This is a genomic window from Sphingopyxis sp. (assembly GCF_050725615.1).
GTDB lineage: Bacteria > Pseudomonadota > Alphaproteobacteria > Sphingomonadales > Sphingomonadaceae > Sphingopyxis.
In genome coordinates, this window is sequence record NZ_JBOHHU010000093.1 from 1 (window position 1) to 16,678 (window position 16,678).

At 65.4% G+C, this 16,678-nt stretch carries 23 protein-coding genes; 11 read left to right on the top strand and 12 right to left on the bottom strand.

Annotated features, from left to right (window positions below):
• Nucleotides 1–46 precede the first annotated feature (46 nt).
• The 5 genes from accC to ACREB7_RS17480 all read right to left on the bottom strand — a co-directional run bounded on the left by accC (nucleotide 47) and on the right by ACREB7_RS17480 (nucleotide 2,935).
• Nucleotides 47–1,408: an acetyl-CoA carboxylase biotin carboxylase subunit gene (gene accC, locus ACREB7_RS17460; RefSeq protein WP_431593554.1), complete on the bottom strand. Its 1,362-nt coding sequence runs from the start codon at nucleotides 1,406–1,408 to the stop codon at nucleotides 47–49.
• A gap of 7 nt (nucleotides 1,409–1,415) precedes the next feature.
• Nucleotides 1,416–1,889, bottom strand: coding sequence for an acetyl-CoA carboxylase biotin carboxyl carrier protein (gene accB, locus ACREB7_RS17465; protein ID WP_431593555.1), 474 nt, complete (start codon nucleotides 1,887–1,889; stop codon nucleotides 1,416–1,418).
• Nucleotides 1,890–1,964: 75 nt separating this feature from the next.
• Complete coding sequence (locus ACREB7_RS17470; RefSeq protein WP_431593556.1) at nucleotides 1,965–2,405, bottom strand: type II 3-dehydroquinate dehydratase; 441 nt, start codon at nucleotides 2,403–2,405, stop codon at nucleotides 1,965–1,967.
• 30 nt (nucleotides 2,406–2,435) lie between these two features.
• A complete protein-coding gene (locus tag ACREB7_RS17475) occupies nucleotides 2,436–2,714 on the bottom strand; it encodes a type II toxin-antitoxin system RelE/ParE family toxin (RefSeq protein WP_431593557.1) in 279 nt (92 codons plus the stop codon).
• On the bottom strand, nucleotides 2,711–2,935 hold the full coding sequence (locus ACREB7_RS17480; protein ID WP_431593558.1) for a hypothetical protein: 225 nt from the start codon (nucleotides 2,933–2,935) through the stop codon (nucleotides 2,711–2,713). Before ACREB7_RS17480 ends, ACREB7_RS17475 begins: the two co-directional genes overlap by 4 nt.
• Nucleotides 2,936–3,004: 69 nt before the next feature.
• Here ACREB7_RS17480 and thiS point away from each other — a divergent pair, with 69 nt between their 5' ends.
• On the top strand, nucleotides 3,005–3,211 hold the full coding sequence (gene thiS, locus ACREB7_RS17485; protein ID WP_431593559.1) for a sulfur carrier protein ThiS: 207 nt from the start codon (nucleotides 3,005–3,007) through the stop codon (nucleotides 3,209–3,211).
• Nucleotides 3,208–3,978 (top strand): thiazole synthase, encoded by a 771-nt coding sequence (locus ACREB7_RS17490; protein WP_431593560.1) that lies wholly within the window; start codon nucleotides 3,208–3,210, stop codon nucleotides 3,976–3,978. Before thiS ends, ACREB7_RS17490 begins: the two co-directional genes overlap by 4 nt.
• Here the strand turns inward: ACREB7_RS17490 and ACREB7_RS17495 are convergent.
• Nucleotides 3,975–4,247 carry a hypothetical protein gene (locus ACREB7_RS17495; RefSeq protein WP_431593561.1) on the bottom strand — a complete coding sequence of 91 codons (273 nt, stop codon included), beginning with the start codon at nucleotides 4,245–4,247 and terminating at the stop codon, nucleotides 3,975–3,977. The two genes, ACREB7_RS17490 and ACREB7_RS17495, sit on opposite strands and share 4 nt — an antisense overlap.
• A gap of 27 nt (nucleotides 4,248–4,274) precedes the next feature.
• Nucleotides 4,275–5,675, bottom strand: coding sequence for a DUF1254 domain-containing protein (locus ACREB7_RS17500; protein ID WP_431593562.1), 1,401 nt, complete (start codon nucleotides 5,673–5,675; stop codon nucleotides 4,275–4,277).
• A 124-nt stretch (nucleotides 5,676–5,799) separates the two neighbouring features.
• Between ACREB7_RS17500 and ACREB7_RS17505 the strand changes: the two genes are divergently transcribed.
• Both ACREB7_RS17505 and ACREB7_RS17510 read left to right on the top strand, forming a co-directional pair.
• The gene (locus ACREB7_RS17505) at nucleotides 5,800–6,519 is read left to right on the top strand and encodes a Crp/Fnr family transcriptional regulator (RefSeq protein ID WP_431593563.1); all 720 of its coding nucleotides are present in this window, start codon (nucleotides 5,800–5,802) and stop codon (nucleotides 6,517–6,519) included.
• Nucleotides 6,520–6,654: 135 nt separating this feature from the next.
• A complete protein-coding gene (locus ACREB7_RS17510; RefSeq protein ID WP_431593564.1) occupies nucleotides 6,655–6,837 on the top strand; it encodes a CsbD family protein in 183 nt (60 codons plus the stop codon).
• A gap of 80 nt (nucleotides 6,838–6,917) precedes the next feature.
• Here the strand turns inward: ACREB7_RS17510 and ACREB7_RS17515 are convergent, their stop codons facing one another.
• The 3 genes from ACREB7_RS17515 to ACREB7_RS17525 all read right to left on the bottom strand — a co-directional run bounded on the left by ACREB7_RS17515 (nucleotide 6,918) and on the right by ACREB7_RS17525 (nucleotide 8,736).
• Nucleotides 6,918–7,661 (bottom strand): hypothetical protein, encoded by a 744-nt coding sequence (locus ACREB7_RS17515; protein WP_431593565.1) that lies wholly within the window; start codon nucleotides 7,659–7,661, stop codon nucleotides 6,918–6,920.
• Between the two features lie 86 nt (nucleotides 7,662–7,747).
• Nucleotides 7,748–8,188 (bottom strand): DUF1330 domain-containing protein, encoded by a 441-nt coding sequence (locus ACREB7_RS17520; protein ID WP_431593566.1) that lies wholly within the window; start codon nucleotides 8,186–8,188, stop codon nucleotides 7,748–7,750.
• The gene (locus ACREB7_RS17525) at nucleotides 8,185–8,736 is read right to left on the bottom strand and encodes a GNAT family N-acetyltransferase (RefSeq protein WP_431593567.1); all 552 of its coding nucleotides are present in this window, start codon (nucleotides 8,734–8,736) and stop codon (nucleotides 8,185–8,187) included. The genes ACREB7_RS17520 and ACREB7_RS17525 overlap by 4 nt, the downstream gene beginning before the upstream one ends.
• A 398-nt stretch (nucleotides 8,737–9,134) precedes the next feature.
• Between ACREB7_RS17525 and ACREB7_RS17530 the strand changes: the two genes are divergently transcribed.
• Together ACREB7_RS17530 and ACREB7_RS17535 are read left to right on the top strand one after the other, a co-directional pair.
• On the top strand, nucleotides 9,135–10,487 hold the full coding sequence (locus tag ACREB7_RS17530) for a glycosyltransferase (protein ID WP_431593568.1): 1,353 nt from the start codon (nucleotides 9,135–9,137) through the stop codon (nucleotides 10,485–10,487).
• Nucleotides 10,484–11,425, top strand: a complete 942-nt coding sequence (locus ACREB7_RS17535; protein ID WP_431593569.1) for a hypothetical protein — start codon at nucleotides 10,484–10,486, stop codon at nucleotides 11,423–11,425. Before ACREB7_RS17530 ends, ACREB7_RS17535 begins: the two co-directional genes overlap by 4 nt.
• Nucleotides 11,426–11,586: 161 nt before the next feature.
• Here the strand turns inward: ACREB7_RS17535 and ACREB7_RS17540 are convergent, their stop codons facing one another.
• Complete coding sequence (locus ACREB7_RS17540) at nucleotides 11,587–11,991, bottom strand: glycine zipper 2TM domain-containing protein (protein ID WP_431593570.1); 405 nt, start codon at nucleotides 11,989–11,991, stop codon at nucleotides 11,587–11,589.
• A gap of 180 nt (nucleotides 11,992–12,171) precedes the next feature.
• On the opposite strand from ACREB7_RS17540, the gene ACREB7_RS17545 reads away from it, so the two are divergent.
• The gene (locus tag ACREB7_RS17545) at nucleotides 12,172–12,393 is read left to right on the top strand and encodes a hypothetical protein (RefSeq protein ID WP_431593571.1); all 222 of its coding nucleotides are present in this window, start codon (nucleotides 12,172–12,174) and stop codon (nucleotides 12,391–12,393) included.
• Between the two features lie 25 nt (nucleotides 12,394–12,418).
• A complete protein-coding gene (gene rarD, locus ACREB7_RS17550) occupies nucleotides 12,419–13,336 on the top strand; it encodes an EamA family transporter RarD (protein ID WP_431593572.1) in 918 nt (305 codons plus the stop codon).
• A 190-nt stretch (nucleotides 13,337–13,526) separates the two neighbouring features.
• On the opposite strand, the gene pyrC is transcribed toward rarD, so the two are convergent.
• Entirely contained in the window at nucleotides 13,527–14,546 is a 1,020-nt protein-coding gene (gene pyrC, locus ACREB7_RS17555) for a dihydroorotase (protein WP_431593573.1), read from the bottom strand.
• A 62-nt stretch (nucleotides 14,547–14,608) separates the two neighbouring features.
• On the opposite strand from pyrC, the gene ACREB7_RS17560 reads away from it, so the two are divergent.
• The 3 genes from ACREB7_RS17560 to ACREB7_RS17570 all read left to right on the top strand — a co-directional run bounded on the left by ACREB7_RS17560 (nucleotide 14,609) and on the right by ACREB7_RS17570 (nucleotide 16,582).
• Nucleotides 14,609–15,334: a YgfZ/GcvT domain-containing protein gene (locus ACREB7_RS17560; protein ID WP_431593574.1), complete on the top strand. Its 726-nt coding sequence runs from the start codon at nucleotides 14,609–14,611 to the stop codon at nucleotides 15,332–15,334.
• A gap of 32 nt (nucleotides 15,335–15,366) precedes the next feature.
• Nucleotides 15,367–15,972, top strand: coding sequence for a hypothetical protein (locus ACREB7_RS17565; protein ID WP_431593575.1), 606 nt, complete (start codon nucleotides 15,367–15,369; stop codon nucleotides 15,970–15,972).
• Nucleotides 15,973–16,048: 76 nt separating this feature from the next.
• Nucleotides 16,049–16,582 (top strand): retropepsin-like aspartic protease family protein, encoded by a 534-nt coding sequence (locus ACREB7_RS17570; RefSeq protein ID WP_431593576.1) that lies wholly within the window; start codon nucleotides 16,049–16,051, stop codon nucleotides 16,580–16,582.
• Nucleotides 16,583–16,678: the final 96 nt, after the last annotated feature.

A 16,678-nucleotide genomic window follows, 5' to 3' on the forward strand; every position in this document is an offset into this window, starting at 1 on the left:
TTCTCGGATAGGCGCCCTTCGACAGGCTCAGGGCTACGGTTTTATGTCAGACCGAAGCTTCTTCGTCCTGCTTCGCCAGCCACTCCTCGAGCCATTTGATCGTATAGTCGCCATGGATCACGTCGGGATCGGCGAGCAGCGCCTGATGCAGCGGAATGTTGGTCTTGACCCCGCTGACGACCATTTCCTCGAGCGCGCGGCGCATCCGCATCATGCAGCTTTCGCGGCTGCGGCCATAGACGATCAGCTTGCCGATCATGCTGTCATAATAGGGCGGGATCGAATAGCCGGCATAGAGCCCGCTATCGACGCGGACATGCATGCCGCCGGCGGGGTGGTATTGGGTGACCTTGCCCGGCGAGGGCATGAAGGTGCGCGGATCCTCGGCATTGATGCGGCATTCCATCGCATGGCCGCGAAACTCGAGGTCTTCCTGCCGCACCGACAGGCCTCGGCCGTCGGCGATGCGGATCTGTTCGCGGACGAGGTCGAAGCCGGTGATCATCTCGGTCACCGGATGCTCGACCTGGATGCGCGTGTTCATCTCGATGAAGAAGAATTCGCCATTTTCCCAAAGGAATTCGATCGTGCCGGCGCCGCGATAATGCATCTTGGCCATCGCGTCGGCGCACACCTTGCCCATGCGCGCGCGTTCCTCGGCCGAGATGACCGGCGAGGGGGCTTCTTCGAGCACCTTCTGGTGACGGCGCTGCAGCGAGCAATCGCGCTCGCCGAGGTGGATCGCGTTCCCGTTGCCGTCGCCGAACACCTGAAATTCGATATGGCGCGGATCGCCGAGATATTTTTCCATATAGACGGTCGGGTCGCCGAACGCCGCCGCGGCCTCCGACGACGCCTGACCCATCAGGCTTTCGAGACTGTCCTCGTCGGGAACGACCTTCATGCCGCGCCCGCCGCCGCCCGAAGCGGCCTTGATCAGCACCGGATAGCCGATCGCGGCCGCCAGTTTTCGCGTCTCGTCGCCATAGACGACCGCGCCGGGCGAGCCGGGGACGACGGGCATGCCGAGCGCGACGGCGGTGCGCTTCGCCTCGACCTTGTCGCCCATGGTGCGGATATGTTCGGGCTTGGGCCCAACGAAGACGAGGTTATGCGCTTCGATGATCTCGGCGAAACGCGCGTTTTCCGAGAGGAAGCCATAGCCGGGGTGGATGGCGTTGGCGTTGGTGACCTCGGCGGCCGAGATGATCGCCGGGATGTTGAGATAGCTGTCCTTCGCCGCCGGCGGGCCGATGCAAACGGCTTCGTCGGCCAGGCGGACGTGCATCGCGTCGGCGTCGGCCGTCGAATGGACCGCGACCGTCTTGATGCCCATTTCATGGCATGCGCGGTGAATGCGCAGCGCGATTTCGCCGCGGTTGGCGATCAGCAGTTTCTCGATCGTCATGCGTGCCTCAGGCGATCGTGAACAGCGGCTGGTCATATTCGACCGGCTGGCTGTTCTCGACATGCACGGCCTTGAGCGTGCCCGACGTCGGCGCGACGATGGGGTTCATCACCTTCATCGCCTCGATGATCAAGATCGTCTCGCCTTCCTTGACCGCCGAACCGACGCTCGCGAAATTCGGCGCGCCGGGTTCGGGCGACAGATAGACGGTGCCGACCATCGGCGACTTCACCGCATCGGCGAAGCTGGGAGCGGCAGGCGCGGCGGGGGCCGACGCAGCGGGCGCTGCCGGTGCGGCGGCGACCGGAGCGGGCGCATAAGCGACCGGCGCGGCGGCGGCGGTCAGGGTGCGGGCGACGCGGATCTTGCGTTCGCCGTCCTCGACCTCGATTTCGGACAGCCCCGTATCGTCGAGCAGTTCCGCGAGCGCGCGGACGAACGCCGGATCGATGTTGATGCCATTGTCTTTATGGTCACCCATGATGATTTTCCTGCTTGTTGCGGCGCCTTGTCGTGGTGAAGACGCGCGGACCCCTGTTTTCGATGCCGCCTCTTGTCAGAGAGACGCGGCGGCGTCCAGCGCCAGCGTATAGCTTGCCGCGCCATGCCCTGCAAAATGGGCTGCTGCTGCCATGCCTACATAGCTGATATGACGAAAGGATTCTCGCTTCATCGGGTCCGACAAATGAACCTCGATCACCGGCACCTGGATCGATTTGATCGCGTCGTGGAGCGCGACCGAGGTGTGGGTATAGCCCCCGGCGTTGAGCAGCACGGCCTTTGCGCCCGCGACATAGGCCTCATGCAGCCAGTCGATCAGCACGCCTTCGTGGTTGGTCTGGCGGCATTCGAGGCGGAGCCCGAGGCCGTGGGCCTGCGCCTCGAGCCGGGCATGGATGTCGTTCAGCGTGTCATGGCCATAGATTTCAGGCTCGCGCGTGCCGAGCAGGTTGAGGTTGGGGCCGGAAAGGACATAGACGGTCGGCTTGTCGGTCAAGGCACGGTCTTTCGATGATGGAGCAAAGCGTCAGGATTCGCGATTCTGATAACGAAAGATGCCCAGAATGACGATCTGGTCATCGTTCGCCTCATAAGCCACTTTGAAATGATATTTGATGGTAACGATACGGCGATAGGCCCGGTCGGGCACTTGCATGCCGGAGTGTGGATAGCGCGTCAGCTGGTCGATCGAGCGGTAAATGTCGGACAGAATATTTGGGAGTGCTTCCGGCGCGACATCTTCATAATGAGCGACGATCGAGCGCAGATCGGCTTCCGCTTCCTTGCGGAACAGGATCGTCGTCATGCCGAAAAGGGGCGACCGAAAATCCGGGCGATATCCGCCGCGCCCGAAAATTCCGGGTCACGGTTCGCGACGCGGCGATCAATCTCCGCCAATTCTTCAGGGGAAAAACTGAATTGTTCCGACAACGATTCCATGAGCGCAGACAAGGAAGCCTCGACCGACTCCAGCTGGTCTGCGGGCAGGGCCTGCGCGAAGGAGATGAACTTTTCGAGCGACGTCATACCCGCATATTAGGGCAAAAAACTTGCCCGGCATATGGTGTTTTGCGGCGAAGCGGGTAAGCGGACCCCATGGCGATCACCATCATTCTCAACGGCGACCCCAGGCAGGTGCGCGAAGGCAGCATCGCCGATCTCGTTGCGTCCTTGGGGCTCGACGTGAAAAAGGTCGCGGTCGAGCGCAACCGCGAGATCGTGCCGCGCTCGACCCTCGCCGATGTGGCGCTCGCCGAGGGCGATGCGCTGGAAATCGTTCATTTTGTGGGAGGCGGTTGTTGACCGATCAGTGGAGTGTGGCCGGGCGGACGTTCACGTCGCGGCTGATTGTCGGGACCGGCAAATATAAGGATTTCGAGCAGAATGCGGCGGCGGTCGCGGCTTCGGGGGCGGAGATCGTCACCGTCGCGGTGCGCCGCGTCAATGTGTCCGATCCGACCGCGCCGATGCTGACCGATTATATCGATCCCAAAAAGATCACCTATCTGCCCAATACGGCGGGCTGCTTCAACGCCGACGACGCGATCCGCACGCTGCGGCTGGCGCGCGAGGCGGGGGGCTGGGACCTCGTCAAGCTCGAGGTACTCGGCGAGGCGAAGACGCTCTATCCGAATATGCGCGAGACGCTGGAGGCGACCGAAGTGCTCGCGAAAGAGGGCTTCCTGCCGATGGTCTATTGCGTCGACGATCCGATCGCCGCGAAGCAGCTCGAGGATGCGGGCGCGGTCGCGATCATGCCGCTCGGTGCGCCGATCGGGTCGGGGCTGGGCATCCAGAACCGCGTGACGATCAGGCTGATCGTCGAGGGCGCATCGGTGCCGGTGCTCGTCGATGCCGGCGTCGGCACGGCGAGCGACGCCGCGGTGGCGATGGAGCTTGGCTGCGACGGGGTGCTGATGAACACCGCGATCGCCGAGGCGAAGGATCCCATTCGCATGGCGCGCGCGATGAAGCTGGCGGTCGAGGCCGGGCGTGACGCCTATCTGGCGGGACGCATGGGGCTGCGCAAATATGCCGACCCGTCGAGCCCGCTGGCGGGGCTGATCTAAATCGGCGGATGGAAAAGAAATCTCTCGAGAAATGGGCGAGCCGAAGCTGCATGGTCATAGGCGCAGCCGTTGCCTTCGGTGGTTTTTTTGGTTTGATTCTCGGCCTTTTCGCCTTCGGGATGATTGACGCTCGATCTATCCTGAAGGGCGCCGTCATATGGGGCTTCGTCGCTGTATTCCTGTCGATTTTCCTCGGTTTTTTGACGCGTTGGGGGACGCGCTAAATTGTCGCGGGAGCCGGTTTTTTGAAGGCCGACCCCCGTCAACATTGATCAGCATCGGACGCTCGATTCATCTTACGGAGTATTGTCGGGCACCCGCTGCACCGGCGGCGGCGCCCAACTGCCGTCGGTCGCGCGGCGTTGCGGCAGATAGAGGCGCAGGTTCATCGTGAACGGACCGGTGGGGGCGGGGAGCCAGTTGGCTTCCTTGTCGGCGCCCGGCGAGGTATTCTGGATATAGAGGTCGAGCGAGCCGTCGGGGTTGAACTGGAGCTTGTCGCGGTCGCCGATCGCGAAACGATCGATCGGGTTGGCGACGAAGAACTGGTCCTCGCCATACATGGTCAGCGACCAGAAGGCGCCGGCGGGCGGGATCTGGTCCTTTTCGAAATGCAGCACATAGTTGGACGCGCCGGTCAGCGGCTTGCCGTCGTCGCCGAGCGCGGCCAACGGATAAATGGCTTCTTCGGGCGGCAGCGCGCCGAGCCCCGCGAAGCCGACGAAGGCGCGGGCGAGATAGTCGTTGCCATAGACGCCGACGGTGCTGCCGATCGCGCCCCAGCCGCCGCGGATCGGCAGCGCCTTGCGGCGGGTGACGATGCGCTGATAGGCGTCGGCGGCGGCGCGGGTCAGCCCGCGCTGGACCGCGGGATCGGCCCTCGACAGATCGAAACCCTGGCCGGAGACGATGCCGAGGCGTTCCATGCGCAGCACGATCGCATAGTCGCTGGCGTGCGGCGGGTTGCGCTTCATCAGCTCGGCAAAGGTAGCGAAGAAGGCCTGCGGGGCCATCGCTGCGACCTGCTGCACCGGGGGCGTCTTCATGTCGATCGACGCATCGGTGGCGGGAAGGGCGGCCGCGGTTTCGGGCTTGCCCCAGCGCGACAGCGGGGTCGCCTGGAGGCCGGCCTGAAGCCGGTGGACATGCGCGTAATCGGCGGCGCCATTGGTCTGGATGCGGCCGATGATCCAGCCCATGTCGGTCGGGCTGCGGACGAGACGCATGCCCTTCGGCAGCACCCCCTGCCAATGCGGGCCGACGATCGCGGCGGTGCCGCCGTCATTGCCCGTCGTGCGCGTGCCGAGCGTCGCGAAGACGTCGGTCCACATGTCCATCAGCGGGATGACATGATAGCGGCCTTGCGTGTTCGGCAACGTCACAACCAGCGGCTCCTTGCCCACGTCGAACCACATCGACGAATAGAGCGTGTCGGCATTGGGGCGTACGACATCCTTGAAGCTGGCGTCGGGGTAGGTCTTCATGTTCGCGAAATGGTTGACCGGTGCGCGGAGGCGGCCGGGCGATCCGGCGTTGGTCGAGACGCGGCGCGTCGTTTCCATCAGCACGAGCGGATAGGCATAGGTATAGGCCTCGATGCCAATCGCATAAGCCTCATCCTCGGTGATCGGTTGCGCGGCGGCGGGGCCGGACAGGAAGGCGGCGAACATCGCCAATAGGGCAAGCAGTCTTGTCATCACAGGCATCTCCCGAACCAATATCTCCGTCCCGTTAGCGCCGCACCCGCATCGCGTCTGTCAACGCGCCGACAATCTCTTGGGAATTTCGACACGCGCGCCTAAGCTTTGCGAGGAGGGGCCGATGGCAGCAAAGCCGCATTCATGGTCGCAAGCCGAGCGGATCGCTGTGCTCCGGCGCTGCCCGCTGTTCGCGCCCTGGCCCGAAGCGCGGCTCGCCGACCTGGCCGCCATCGCGCGCGCCGAATATTATCCGCGCGGCACCGAAATCTATGCGCACGACCCCGAAAAGCGCGAAGCCTTCGTCATCGCCTCGGGCGAGATCGAGATCAGCCGCGGTTCGGCGGCGGGCAAGAAATTCGTGCTCGGCATCAACGGCCCGCCCGAAATATTGGCGATCGTCCGGCTGCTCGCGGCCCCGCCGATCCATTATGACTATCGCGCCTATGAAGACAGCGTGCTGCTGCACCTGCCCACCGACGCGCTGACCATGATCCTGAACGCCGATCCGATCCTGTGGCGCGATGTCGCGCTGCTGATGTGCGCGCGGCACGGCGACAGCCTGCGCCTGCTCGACGCGCAAAACCTCGGCTCGCTCGACCAGCGCATGGCGGCGACGCTCGCCGACCTCGCCCGCATCCATGGCATATCGAGCGCCAACGGCATCGAACTCGGCCTGCGGCTGCCGCAGGAGCAACTCGGCGCGATGCTCGGGGTGACGCGGCAGAGCGTCAACAAGCTGCTGCGCGGGTTCGAGGCGGCGGGGCTTATCATCGTCGATTATAACCGCATCACGATCTGCGACCCCGCCGCGCTCGACGCGATCGCCGCAGGCCTGGGATAGCGCCGATCTTAACCCAGGTTAAAAATGGCCTTGCGATGAACGGCTTAACCCGTTTTTCGGAACATAGGCGGGTAGCCATGGGTTGAGGGTGGGAGAGGCCGATAGCCTCCCGAACCCAGCCAAAGGAGATGTCCCATGGGCGAACTGACCGACAAAGCCAAAGGCCTTGCGAACGAAGCCGCCGGCAACGTCAAGCAGGCGATCGGCAAGGCGACCGACAATGAGCGGCTGCGCGCCGAAGGCGAAGTGCAGGAGCGCAAGGGCGAAGCCCAGAATCTGAAGGGCAGCGTCAAGGGCGCGCTCGGCGACAAGGTCTGACGCAAACCTGGCCCGCGTCACGCGAGGAAAAGGCCCCCGGTCACCCCGGGGGCCTTTTTATTGTCCGCGACGGATTTGGCTTAGCGGCCGCCCGAGGCGACCAGGTCGACATCGGTCATGCCGCCGTCGGTGCGCGCCATCACGACATAGGCGAGGTCACCCTTGGTGCCGCCGAGCAGATGTTCGCTGCCGTTGACGCGGTGGTCGCTCGAATAGCCCGCGCGGACCGCCATCGTGTGATAATAGTCGAGCACCGCCTGCAGCGACGCGGCGGTCTGGAAATTGACGACGCGGATATTGCACTTGCCGCCGGCGATGCCCGCAGCCTCACGCAGCGTGGCGCGCGGATAGACCTTGAAAGCGGCGGGCAGGCGATCGGCCCAGGAATTGTTGTAGGTCAGCTTGGCGTCGCAGCTGCCCTTGGCCTGTTCGCGCGCCATCGCACCGATCGTCACGGGGCGCTTGGCGGCGCAATCTTCGCAGGCTTCCATCGGCAGCGCCTTGGGGGCGGCGAGCAGCTTGCCGGCCTTCAGCGCGGCGGTCGCTTCGGCGACGGTCGCCGCCTTGGCCCCGGCCACGGCCGGAACGCCGCCGCCGACCGGCTTGTTGCCCGGCGTCACCGCATTCTGGTTCGCCTGGCCCGTCAGCTTGGGATCGACCATGATCTTGTCTTCGAGCGAGCCCTTGATCGCCGGATCGGCGTTGGTCAGGCCGTCGTCGAGCGGCGACAGCTCGGCCTTGGCATCGGGATTGTCCCGGCACCCGGCGAGCGGGGCCGTGGCCATCAGCAGACCGGCGACCAGCCATTTTCCGCGCAAGATCATCGCTAACACTCCCTTAATATCTCTCTGGGAATGCCCGATTCTGGTTAAGAAGGCGCGAATAAAGAGCGTTAATGGGTAACGCTTTGTTAGCCGAAAACTGTCTCGCCCTGAGACGGATTTGCGCTGCAGCGGATCAGGCGCGAGGTTTCGACTGCCGCCTGGCGATGCTTCACCGCCTCGCGATAGACCGGGTCGGTGACCATTTCGAGGAAGGCGCCGCTGGTCGGATATTCGGCGACGAAGATTGCGTCCCAGCGCTCGCCGTCCGGGCCGATCAGCATCGCCTCCATCGCCCCGCGCCAGACGATGCGACCGCCGACGCGCTGGAACACCGGGCCGCTGTCGGCGCCATAGTGGCGATAGGCCTCGGCGCCGCTCAGGTCCCGGCCGCTCAGCGGATGATCGGCGGCGTAGGTCGCCTTCTCCTTGAAGCGGACGAGGTTGAGCATGTGGATCGGGGTATCGCGCGGCAGCGCCTTGAAGGCGTCGAACTGCGTGCGTTCGGGGTCGATATGCCGGTCGGTCATGCGCCCAGCGCCTTGCGGTTTGCGCGCCAATGGTCGGCGCTCTGTTTCCACGCATCGACCCGCGCGTCCTGGAACGGCGCGGGGAGGGCGGTCGGGCCGTCGTTCGTCGCGCCCAGCCTTTTGGCGAGCGCCTGCGACCGGACATTGTCGGGGTCGATGCAATGCATCAATTCGTCCCACTTCAGAAACTCGACCGCGAAATCGCACGCCGCGACCGCCGCCTCGAAGGCATAGCCGGTGCCGGCGAATTTGGGGCTGACGCCATAGGCGATCTCGGGCGCCGGCCAGCCGTCGGGCTCCCACGGCCCGATCCGCCCGACCCATTCGCCGGTCGCGCGCTCGATCACCGAGAACATCGAAAAGCCGCGGATATGCCAGGCGCCGGCCAGCGTGCACCAGATCCGCCAGGCCTGCGCGCGCGGACAGGCGCCGCCGATGAATTTCATCGTCTCGGCATCGGCGCTCATCGCGGCAAAGGCGTCAAAGTCCTCGGTGGCGGGCGGGCGCAGGATCAGCCGCTCGGTCACAAGCAGGGGGCCGTTGAGCATGATGATCCTTCCCTTTGAAAACAGGCGATGCTTGTGCGGCAAGAGCGGGGAGGGGGCAAGCGAAACGGCGCACCCGCTTTGCCTCGTCACTCGGTTCGTCGATTCTGAACGATGCGATGCTTGACTTCGCGCGGTGACGAGCTAGTGGCGCGCGCCGCGAGATTGCGCGTTAACCATATTCCGCGGGCCGCGCCGGGCGCGCCGCAGGACGCTTACGGAGCTTCGTTACATTCGGATCGATGGGGCCGCACGGGCGGTTCGGTTTTGACGCGGCCTTCATGGGCCGTGGCCATTCGTGATGGATCGACGGCGCCAGGATGAGGATGATGAGGGTGTCGGAATTGACTATGGAGGCCGGGTGGAAGCCGGGCTCTGGCATCGCTGAAGACCGGGCCGCTGTGTCCATAAAGGAAGCGCAATGGCGCCGCCTTTATTTGGGCGTGCGCGGCAAATTCCTGCTCTCGGTCGCGATCGCGATCCTGTGGACGGCGCTCAGCGTCTGGCTGTCGCAGCGCTGGCTCGAGGATCTTGCAGCGGTCACCAATTGGCCTTTCGCGCTCATTGCGATCATCTTCATCGCCTATGTGCCGGGCTTTATGAACGCGTTCCTGATCGCGACGCTGTCGCTCGATCGCCGGCCGATGGCGAGGCTTTCTCCGACGCGCGCCATGCCGGGCGTGACCATCCTGGTCGCGGCCTATAACGAGGCGGCGGCGATCCGCGACACGCTGACCAGCCTCGCGCGCCTCGACTATCGCGGGCCGCTCGAAGTCTTCATCCTGAACGACGGCTCGTCGGACGACACCGCCGATATCGTCCGCGATATGCTGGCGACGCTGTCCGTTTCCGCCGAAGCGACCTTCACCCTGCATGATTTCGGGGTCAACCGGGGCAAGTCGGCGGTCTTGAACGACGGTCTGCGGGCGGCCTCGCACGACCTGGTCGTGACGATCGACGGCGACTGCTGGATGCGCAGCAACGCGCTGACCCAGATCGTCGGCCGCTATCTGTCCGACCCCGACAATACGGTGGCGGTCGCGGGCGCGGTGATGGTGCGCAACTCGCGCGTCAACCTGCTCACGCGCGCGCAGGAATGGGATTATTTCCACGGCATCGCCTCGGTGAAGCGCATGCAGGGCATGTACCACGGCACGCTGGTGGCGCAGGGCGCCTTTTCGCTCTATCGGCGCGACGCGCTCGAGGAGGTCGGCGGCTGGCCCGAATGCGTCGGCGAAGACATCGTCGTGTCCTGGGCGCTGCTCGAACGCGACTATCGCATCGGCTATGCCGACAATGCGCTCGCCTTCACCAATGTTCCCGAACGCGTCCGGCAGTTCGCCTTGCAGCGCAAGCGCTGGTCGCGCGGGCTGATGGAGGCGTTCAAGGCGCATTGGCGGCTGTTGTTCAAGCGCCGGATGACGACGCTGTTCATCTGGTGGAACGTCTGCTTCCTGCCGCTCGATCTCGTCTACAGCTTTGTTTTCATTCCCGGGATCATCCTGGCCTTTTTCGGCTATTTTTACATCGCGGGGCCGCTGACGCTGGCCGTGCTGCCGCTCGCGGCGCTCTGGAATGTGGTCATTTTCCGCATCCAGCGCGGCGTCTATCGCAACGAGGATCTGCGCGTGCGGCGCAACCCCCTCGGCTTTCTCTTTTACGCGCTCGCCTACAGCCTGCTCATGCAGCCGGTCTGTGTGTGGGGATATGCCGCCGAAATCATCGGGATGAAGAAAAAATGGGACACGAAATGAAACATGCCGGCTTCGCGGCCCTGGCGGCCCTCACCCTGCTGTCGTCCGCGCCCGCGCTGGCGCAGGACGTCGGCGAGGATAGTCGCGACGCGTCGCGCTCGGCCGACCATGCCGTCGGGATCGATTTGTTCGCGTCGACCGACGCCGACGACACCGACGTGATCCGCGTCGGCGTCAATCTCGACCCGCGCTACAAGGGACTGGAGGATTATCTGGGCATACGCGTCGAAAAGGCGTGGTATCGCCCGCTCGGGCTGGCGACGGTCGGCAAAGAGCGCGTGTTCCTGCGCTATGCGAACGGTGCCGGCGACTGGAAGTGGAACGCCCAGGTCGGCACCGATGGCGACACCGTCATCGGGTCGGCCTCGATCCACGACGAAGCCCGTTTCCGCAAGGAGCTGTTCGTCGAGCGCGACATCGTCGAGACGCCGCGCGGGGTCCGCGACGGCATTTATTACACCTTCGTCGGCGCCGCCCTCGACTTGCCCGTCGACGATCGCAACAGCTTCACCGTCCTTGCCGGGGCGCAGGAATTCACCGGCAAGAATGTCCGCCTCCATGCGCGCGCCAATTTTGTCCATATGGTCAAACCCGAATGGGGGCTGAGCGCGCAGCTGCGGACCCGTTATTTCCGCAACAGCGAGCCCCGGGAATATGATTATTATTCGCCGCGCTGGTATGTGCAGGCCCTGCCCGTCCTCCAGCTTCGCCGATACAGCGACAGCGGGTGGCGCTATATGGTCGCCGGCGGAATCGGCGCGCAGCGCGATGCCGTGAGCGATTGGCGCGCGTCTTACTATGCCGCTGCGGAAGTCACGAGCCCCGCGATCGGCCGGAACTGGCATCTCAAAGCGGCGGCGCTGTACAACAATATCCCGCAGAACAGCGGCGCCTATGACTATAACCAGCTGACGATCGGCATCACCCGGGCATTCTAGCGATGCGCGAGCGGTGGACGGGCGCGCGGCGAAACGGGCCGAGCGTCGTGGCACCAGATCCCCAAAAGGTTGAGAGCGCCGGTCTTGCGACCGACGCCCTCTCCATCACGTCTGCAGGCGGAGGGGTCTCGGACCCGCATCCGTAACGGTTACCCTGTCGCTCAGCGGCAGCGATATTTGTCGCGATCGATCTCGCGGCCGAGCAGCGCGCCGCCGGCGGCGCCGAGCACCGTGCCGAGCAGCTTGTCGCCGTTGCCGGCGATTTCATGGCCAGCGAGGCCACCGACCGCGCCGCCGATCAGCAGGCCGGTCGTGCCATTGTCGCGCTTGCAGCGATAACGGCCGTCATTGTCGCGCCAGATGCGGGTGTTCGAATTGACGCGCTGGTCGCGCGCATAATAGCGGCCGCGCTTTTTCTTCTTGTAGAAACCGCTGTCCTGGTCGGCCTTGTACAGGCCGTGGCCCTGCGCGGGGGTGGCGGTCGAGATGCCGGCATAGGCGGGCGCGGTCGCGGCGACGCTGATCGCCGCAAAGGCGCCGAGCAGGCCCTTGGTGAAATTACGCATGAGAAGTCCTTTCCTGGTCTGGCGTACCAGCGCCGCGAGGGCGCCAGCCGCTACGAGAGGAGGAACGAGCCGATCCCGGATGCGGTTGCATGAACCCGAGGCAACAAGACGAAGCGAGTGCTGGCAGCGACGAACCGAAAGGGCCTTGCGGGGGCGTTCGGGGCGTGCGACATTCGATCCATGCTCAACATCGGTTCGCTCATCATCGGCGTGATCGCGCTCATTCTCGCGGTTTTCGCCTTCATCCCGTTTCTCGGCTGGGCGAATTGGGTGATCATTCCCTTCGCGGTCGTCGGCCTCGCGCTCGGCGCGATCTCGGACAAGACCAGCGGGCGCAACCTGAACATCGTCGTGATCGTCATCGGCGTCATCCGCCTGATGCTCGGCGGCGGCATCATCTGATCCCCCGACCAGAGCGACCCGCGCCATGACCCCATCAGCCGCCCCCGCGAGGAGCGATCAGGGCGGCTTGCCCTACGCGCTCGGCGCCTACGCCATCTGGGGCTTCGTCCCGCTGTTCTTCAAGCTCTTGACCAGCGTGCCGCCGGTCGAGGTGCTGGCGCAGCGCATCGTCTGGTCCTTGCCGCTCTGCTTCCTCATCATGGCGTTCCGCCGCCAGATCGGCGACTATCTGGCCGCGCTCAAGGACTGGCGCGTGTTGCGTATGCTGCTCGCCAGTTCGGTGCTGATCGCGCTCAACTGGCTCGTCTATATCCACGCGGTATTCAGCGACCATGTGCTCGCGGCCAGCCTCGGCTATTATCTCAACCCGCTGGTCAATGTGATGCTCGGGATGATCTTTCTCGGCGAAAGACTGAGCCGGTTGCAGGCGCTGGCGGTGGCCATCGCTGCGGTGGGGGTCGCGATCCTGCTGGCCGGCGCGCTCGACACCTTGTGGATCAGCCTGACCTTGGCGCTGAGCTTCGGCACCTATGGGTTGATCCGCAAGACCGCACCGGTGGGGTCGCTGCCGGGCCTCGCGATCGAGACGACCCTGTTGCTGCCGATCGCGCTCGCGGCGGCGGTTTATTATATCTGGCTCGGCGACGGGCGCGGCTTTGGTGCGGGCGCGGAGGTCAGCTGGCTGCTCGCGGCGGGCGGCGTGGTGACGGCCGTGCCGCTGCTGCTGTTCGCGACGGCGGCGCGGCGGATGAGCTATGCGGCGCTCGGCTTCGTCCAGTATCTGGCGCCCAGCATCGCCTTCCTGCTCAGCCTGTTCGTGTTCGACGAGCCGCTCAAGCCCGCACAGCTCGCGTGCTTCGTCCTGATCTGGACGAGCATCGCGGTGTTCAGTTTCGACATGTGGCGCAAGATGCGCAGCGACCGGATGATCGAGATCGCTTAGTTCGCGTTTCGCTGCTGCATGGGATTCGTTTCGCGCAAAGACGCAAAGACACGAAGAAGCTGCGCCAATCTTCGAGCCGAAGCTTGCCGCCGCAGGCGGTCGTAAAACAAGGCGCTTCGCGCGATCGGTGGCCGGCGGTGCGCCGTTAGGCCGTCATCTTTGTGTCTTGGCGTCTTTGCGCGAAACCGACTTAAACCATGCGCCAGCGGAGAGTCTCACCCGCGTGAAAAGGCACCACCTCGCCGCACCGCTCGGGCACGACCGTCTCACCGCGCTCCAGCGTGATCGTGCCGCCGTTCAAGGGCAGGCCATAGAAGTTCGGGCCATGCTCGCTCGCAAAGCCCTCGAACCGGTCGAGCGCGCCTTCCTCGTCGAACACCGCGATATAGCTTTCCAGCGCATAGGGCGCGTTGAAGATGCCGGCGCAGCCGCAGGCGGCCTCCTTGGTGTGGACCGCGTGCGGCGCGCTGTCGGTGCCGAGGAAGAATTTGGGCGAGCCCGACACGGCGGCGGCGCGGACGGCGAGGCGGTGCGCCTCGCGCTTGGCGACGGGCAGGCAATAAGCGTGCGGGCGGATGCCGCCGACGAGCATCGCGTTGCGGTTGATATGGAGGTGCTGCGGGGTGATCGTCGCCGCGACATTGGCGGGCGCGGCCTTGACGAAATCGACAGCTTCGGACGTCGTGATATGTTCGAAGACGATCTTGAGGGTCGGCAGGTCGTGGACGAGGCCCTTGAGCGTGCGGTCGATGAACACCGCCTCGCGGTCGAAGATGTCGACGTCATGGTCGGTCACCTCGCCGTGGATGAGCAAGGGCATGCCGATCTCGGCCATGCGTTCGAGCACCGGCATGATCTTCGCGATATCGGTGACGCCGTGCGCGCTGCCGGTGGTGGCGTGGGCGGGATAGAGCTTGGCGGCGGTGAACACGCCTTCGCTATGGCCGCGCGCCATCTGGTCGGGGTCGCTGGCGTCGGTCAGATAGGCGACGATCAGCGGGGTGAAATCCATGCCCGGCGTCGCGGCGCGGATGCGGTCGCGATACGCCGCGCCTTCTTCGGCGGTGGTCACCGGCGGCGACAGGTTGGGCATGATGATCGCGCGCGCGAACTGCGCCGCCGTATATTTCGCGACATGATCGAGCATCGCTCCGTCGCGCAAATGGACGTGCCAGTCGTCGGGGCGGCGGATGGTCAGGCGATCGGTCATGCGAAAGGCTCCGGCGGCATTTGGGCGCTTGGTTTATGCGCGAGTGTCCCTAGATTAAGCCCATGGCCAATACCACCCTTCACGACCGCGCCCTGATCCGTCTTTCCGGCGACGATGTGCGGGGTTTCCTGCAGGGCCTCGTCACCAATGACACGGCGGGCAATTTGCCGGTCTGGGCGGCGCTGCTGACCGCGCAGGGCAAGGCCTTGTTCGATTTCCTGATCTGGGGCGACGAGGACGATGTGCTGATCGACTGCGAGCGCGACGCCGCCGCCGATCTGGCGAAACGCCTGACGCTCTATCGGCTGCGCCGCGCGATCACGATTGCGGTGGAGCCCGATCTTGCGGTGCATTGGGCGCCGGCGGGCGACGTCGGCGTCGTCGATCCGCGCCTGTCCGGTCTCGGGCAGCGCTGGCTGGGCCCCGCCGATGACGGCGAGGGCGTCGATGCCGCCTGGCGCGCGCACCGCCTGGCGCTCGGCGTCACCGAGGGCCGCGCGGAACTCGGCGACGGCACCACTTTGTGGCTCGAGTGCAACGCCGCCGAACTATACGGCGTCAGCTTCACCAAGGGCTGTTATGTCGGGCAGGAAAACACCGCGCGAATGAACTGGCGGCAGAAGGTCAATCGGCGGCTGGTCGTGGTGCCGATCGCCGATGCCGACGAAAAGAGGCAGGTGATCGCATACCCCGAGCTTGGCCTGTCGGTCGAGCATCGGCGCGTCGAGAGCATCGATCCCGCTGCCGCTCCGGACTGGATGCGCGAGGGTCTCGCGGTCGGTTCCTGACAGCGGCCGCCTTTGCTGCTAAACTGCCGCCCATGTTCGCGAAGCTGATGCCGTCGGCGCTCGTCGCCGCTTTCGTCCTGGCCGCGCCCGCCCATGCGGCGCCGGCCGCGCTGCTGCCCGTCGAAGCCGAAGCCGCAGCGCCCGCGTCGCCGCTCGCGCCGCTGGCCGCCGATTCGGTCTGGAAACCGCGATTCGAGGCCGCCGCCGCCGATCTGGTCGCCGCGCTGCAATCGCGGGACGAGGCGCGTTGGGGGCCGATGCTGGGCGGGCAATGGCTCGCTGTCGCCGATCGCGCGCGCGTCCGCAGCCTGCTCGTCGATCCCGACAGCCCCTTCCTGCCCGCGCTCTTCTCGCGCGGCGACAGGCATTACCGCATCCTCGGCTGGAGCGCGCCCGCGTCGCTCGACGCACGCGAGCGCGCGGCGATCGAAGCGGGGCAGGAGGCCGAGGCGCTCGTCTGCTGGTCGGCGGGGGACGATGGCGACGGTCCCTGGCCGGCGACCGCGCGCGAGGCCGATAACCGGCCGGGGCGCGGCTATGCCTGCGCGCGGATCGCTTACAGCCTGCGCGGCGAGGCGCCGGGCTGGCGCGCCTTCATCGAAACCGGCAACGCCGGGCTCGCCGCACCCGAATCCTGACCCGCGCTTAATCTTTCTCCAACCATGTTCTGCGACCATGCGCGCCATGTTGGGGCGCTTTCTTGGTTTGGCCGTGATGATCGCGGCGGTTTCGGTCGGCGTGGCGGGCCTCGCCGGCCGCTCGGCGACACCCGCCGATGCGCCGGCTGCGGCCGATCGCGGCGGCGACGACAATCCCAACTGGACGACGCAAAAGGGCAAGGGCGGCTGGTCTTCGACCGCTTCGGTTTCGGCTGCGGCATCGGGGGGTGAGGTGCGGCTTGGTCGCGCCGATGATTCGCATTTCTACGCCGACGCCAATATCGATGGCACCAACGTCCGCATGATGGTCGACAGCGGCGCCTCGGTCGTCGCGCTGACGCGCCGCGACGCCGAAGCGATCGGGATCAATGTCGACGATTTGCCGATCGCCGGAACCGCGCGCACCGCCGGCGGCGACGTGCCGATGCGCCGCCTGATCCTCGACAGCGTCGACGTCGACGGGGTCGAGGTGCGCCGTGTCGAGGCGGCGGTGATCGACGCCGACATGGGGGTGTCCTTGCTCGGACAAAGCTATTTGTCGAAACTCGACGCGGTCAATGTCGAAGGCGACACGATGACGCTGCGCTGACTTCCGATCCTCCCCCAGCGGGGGAGGGGGACCACCCGCAGGGTGGTGGAGGGGTACAGGAGGTCATACGCAGCGCTCGACTGTCTGTGCCCCGCC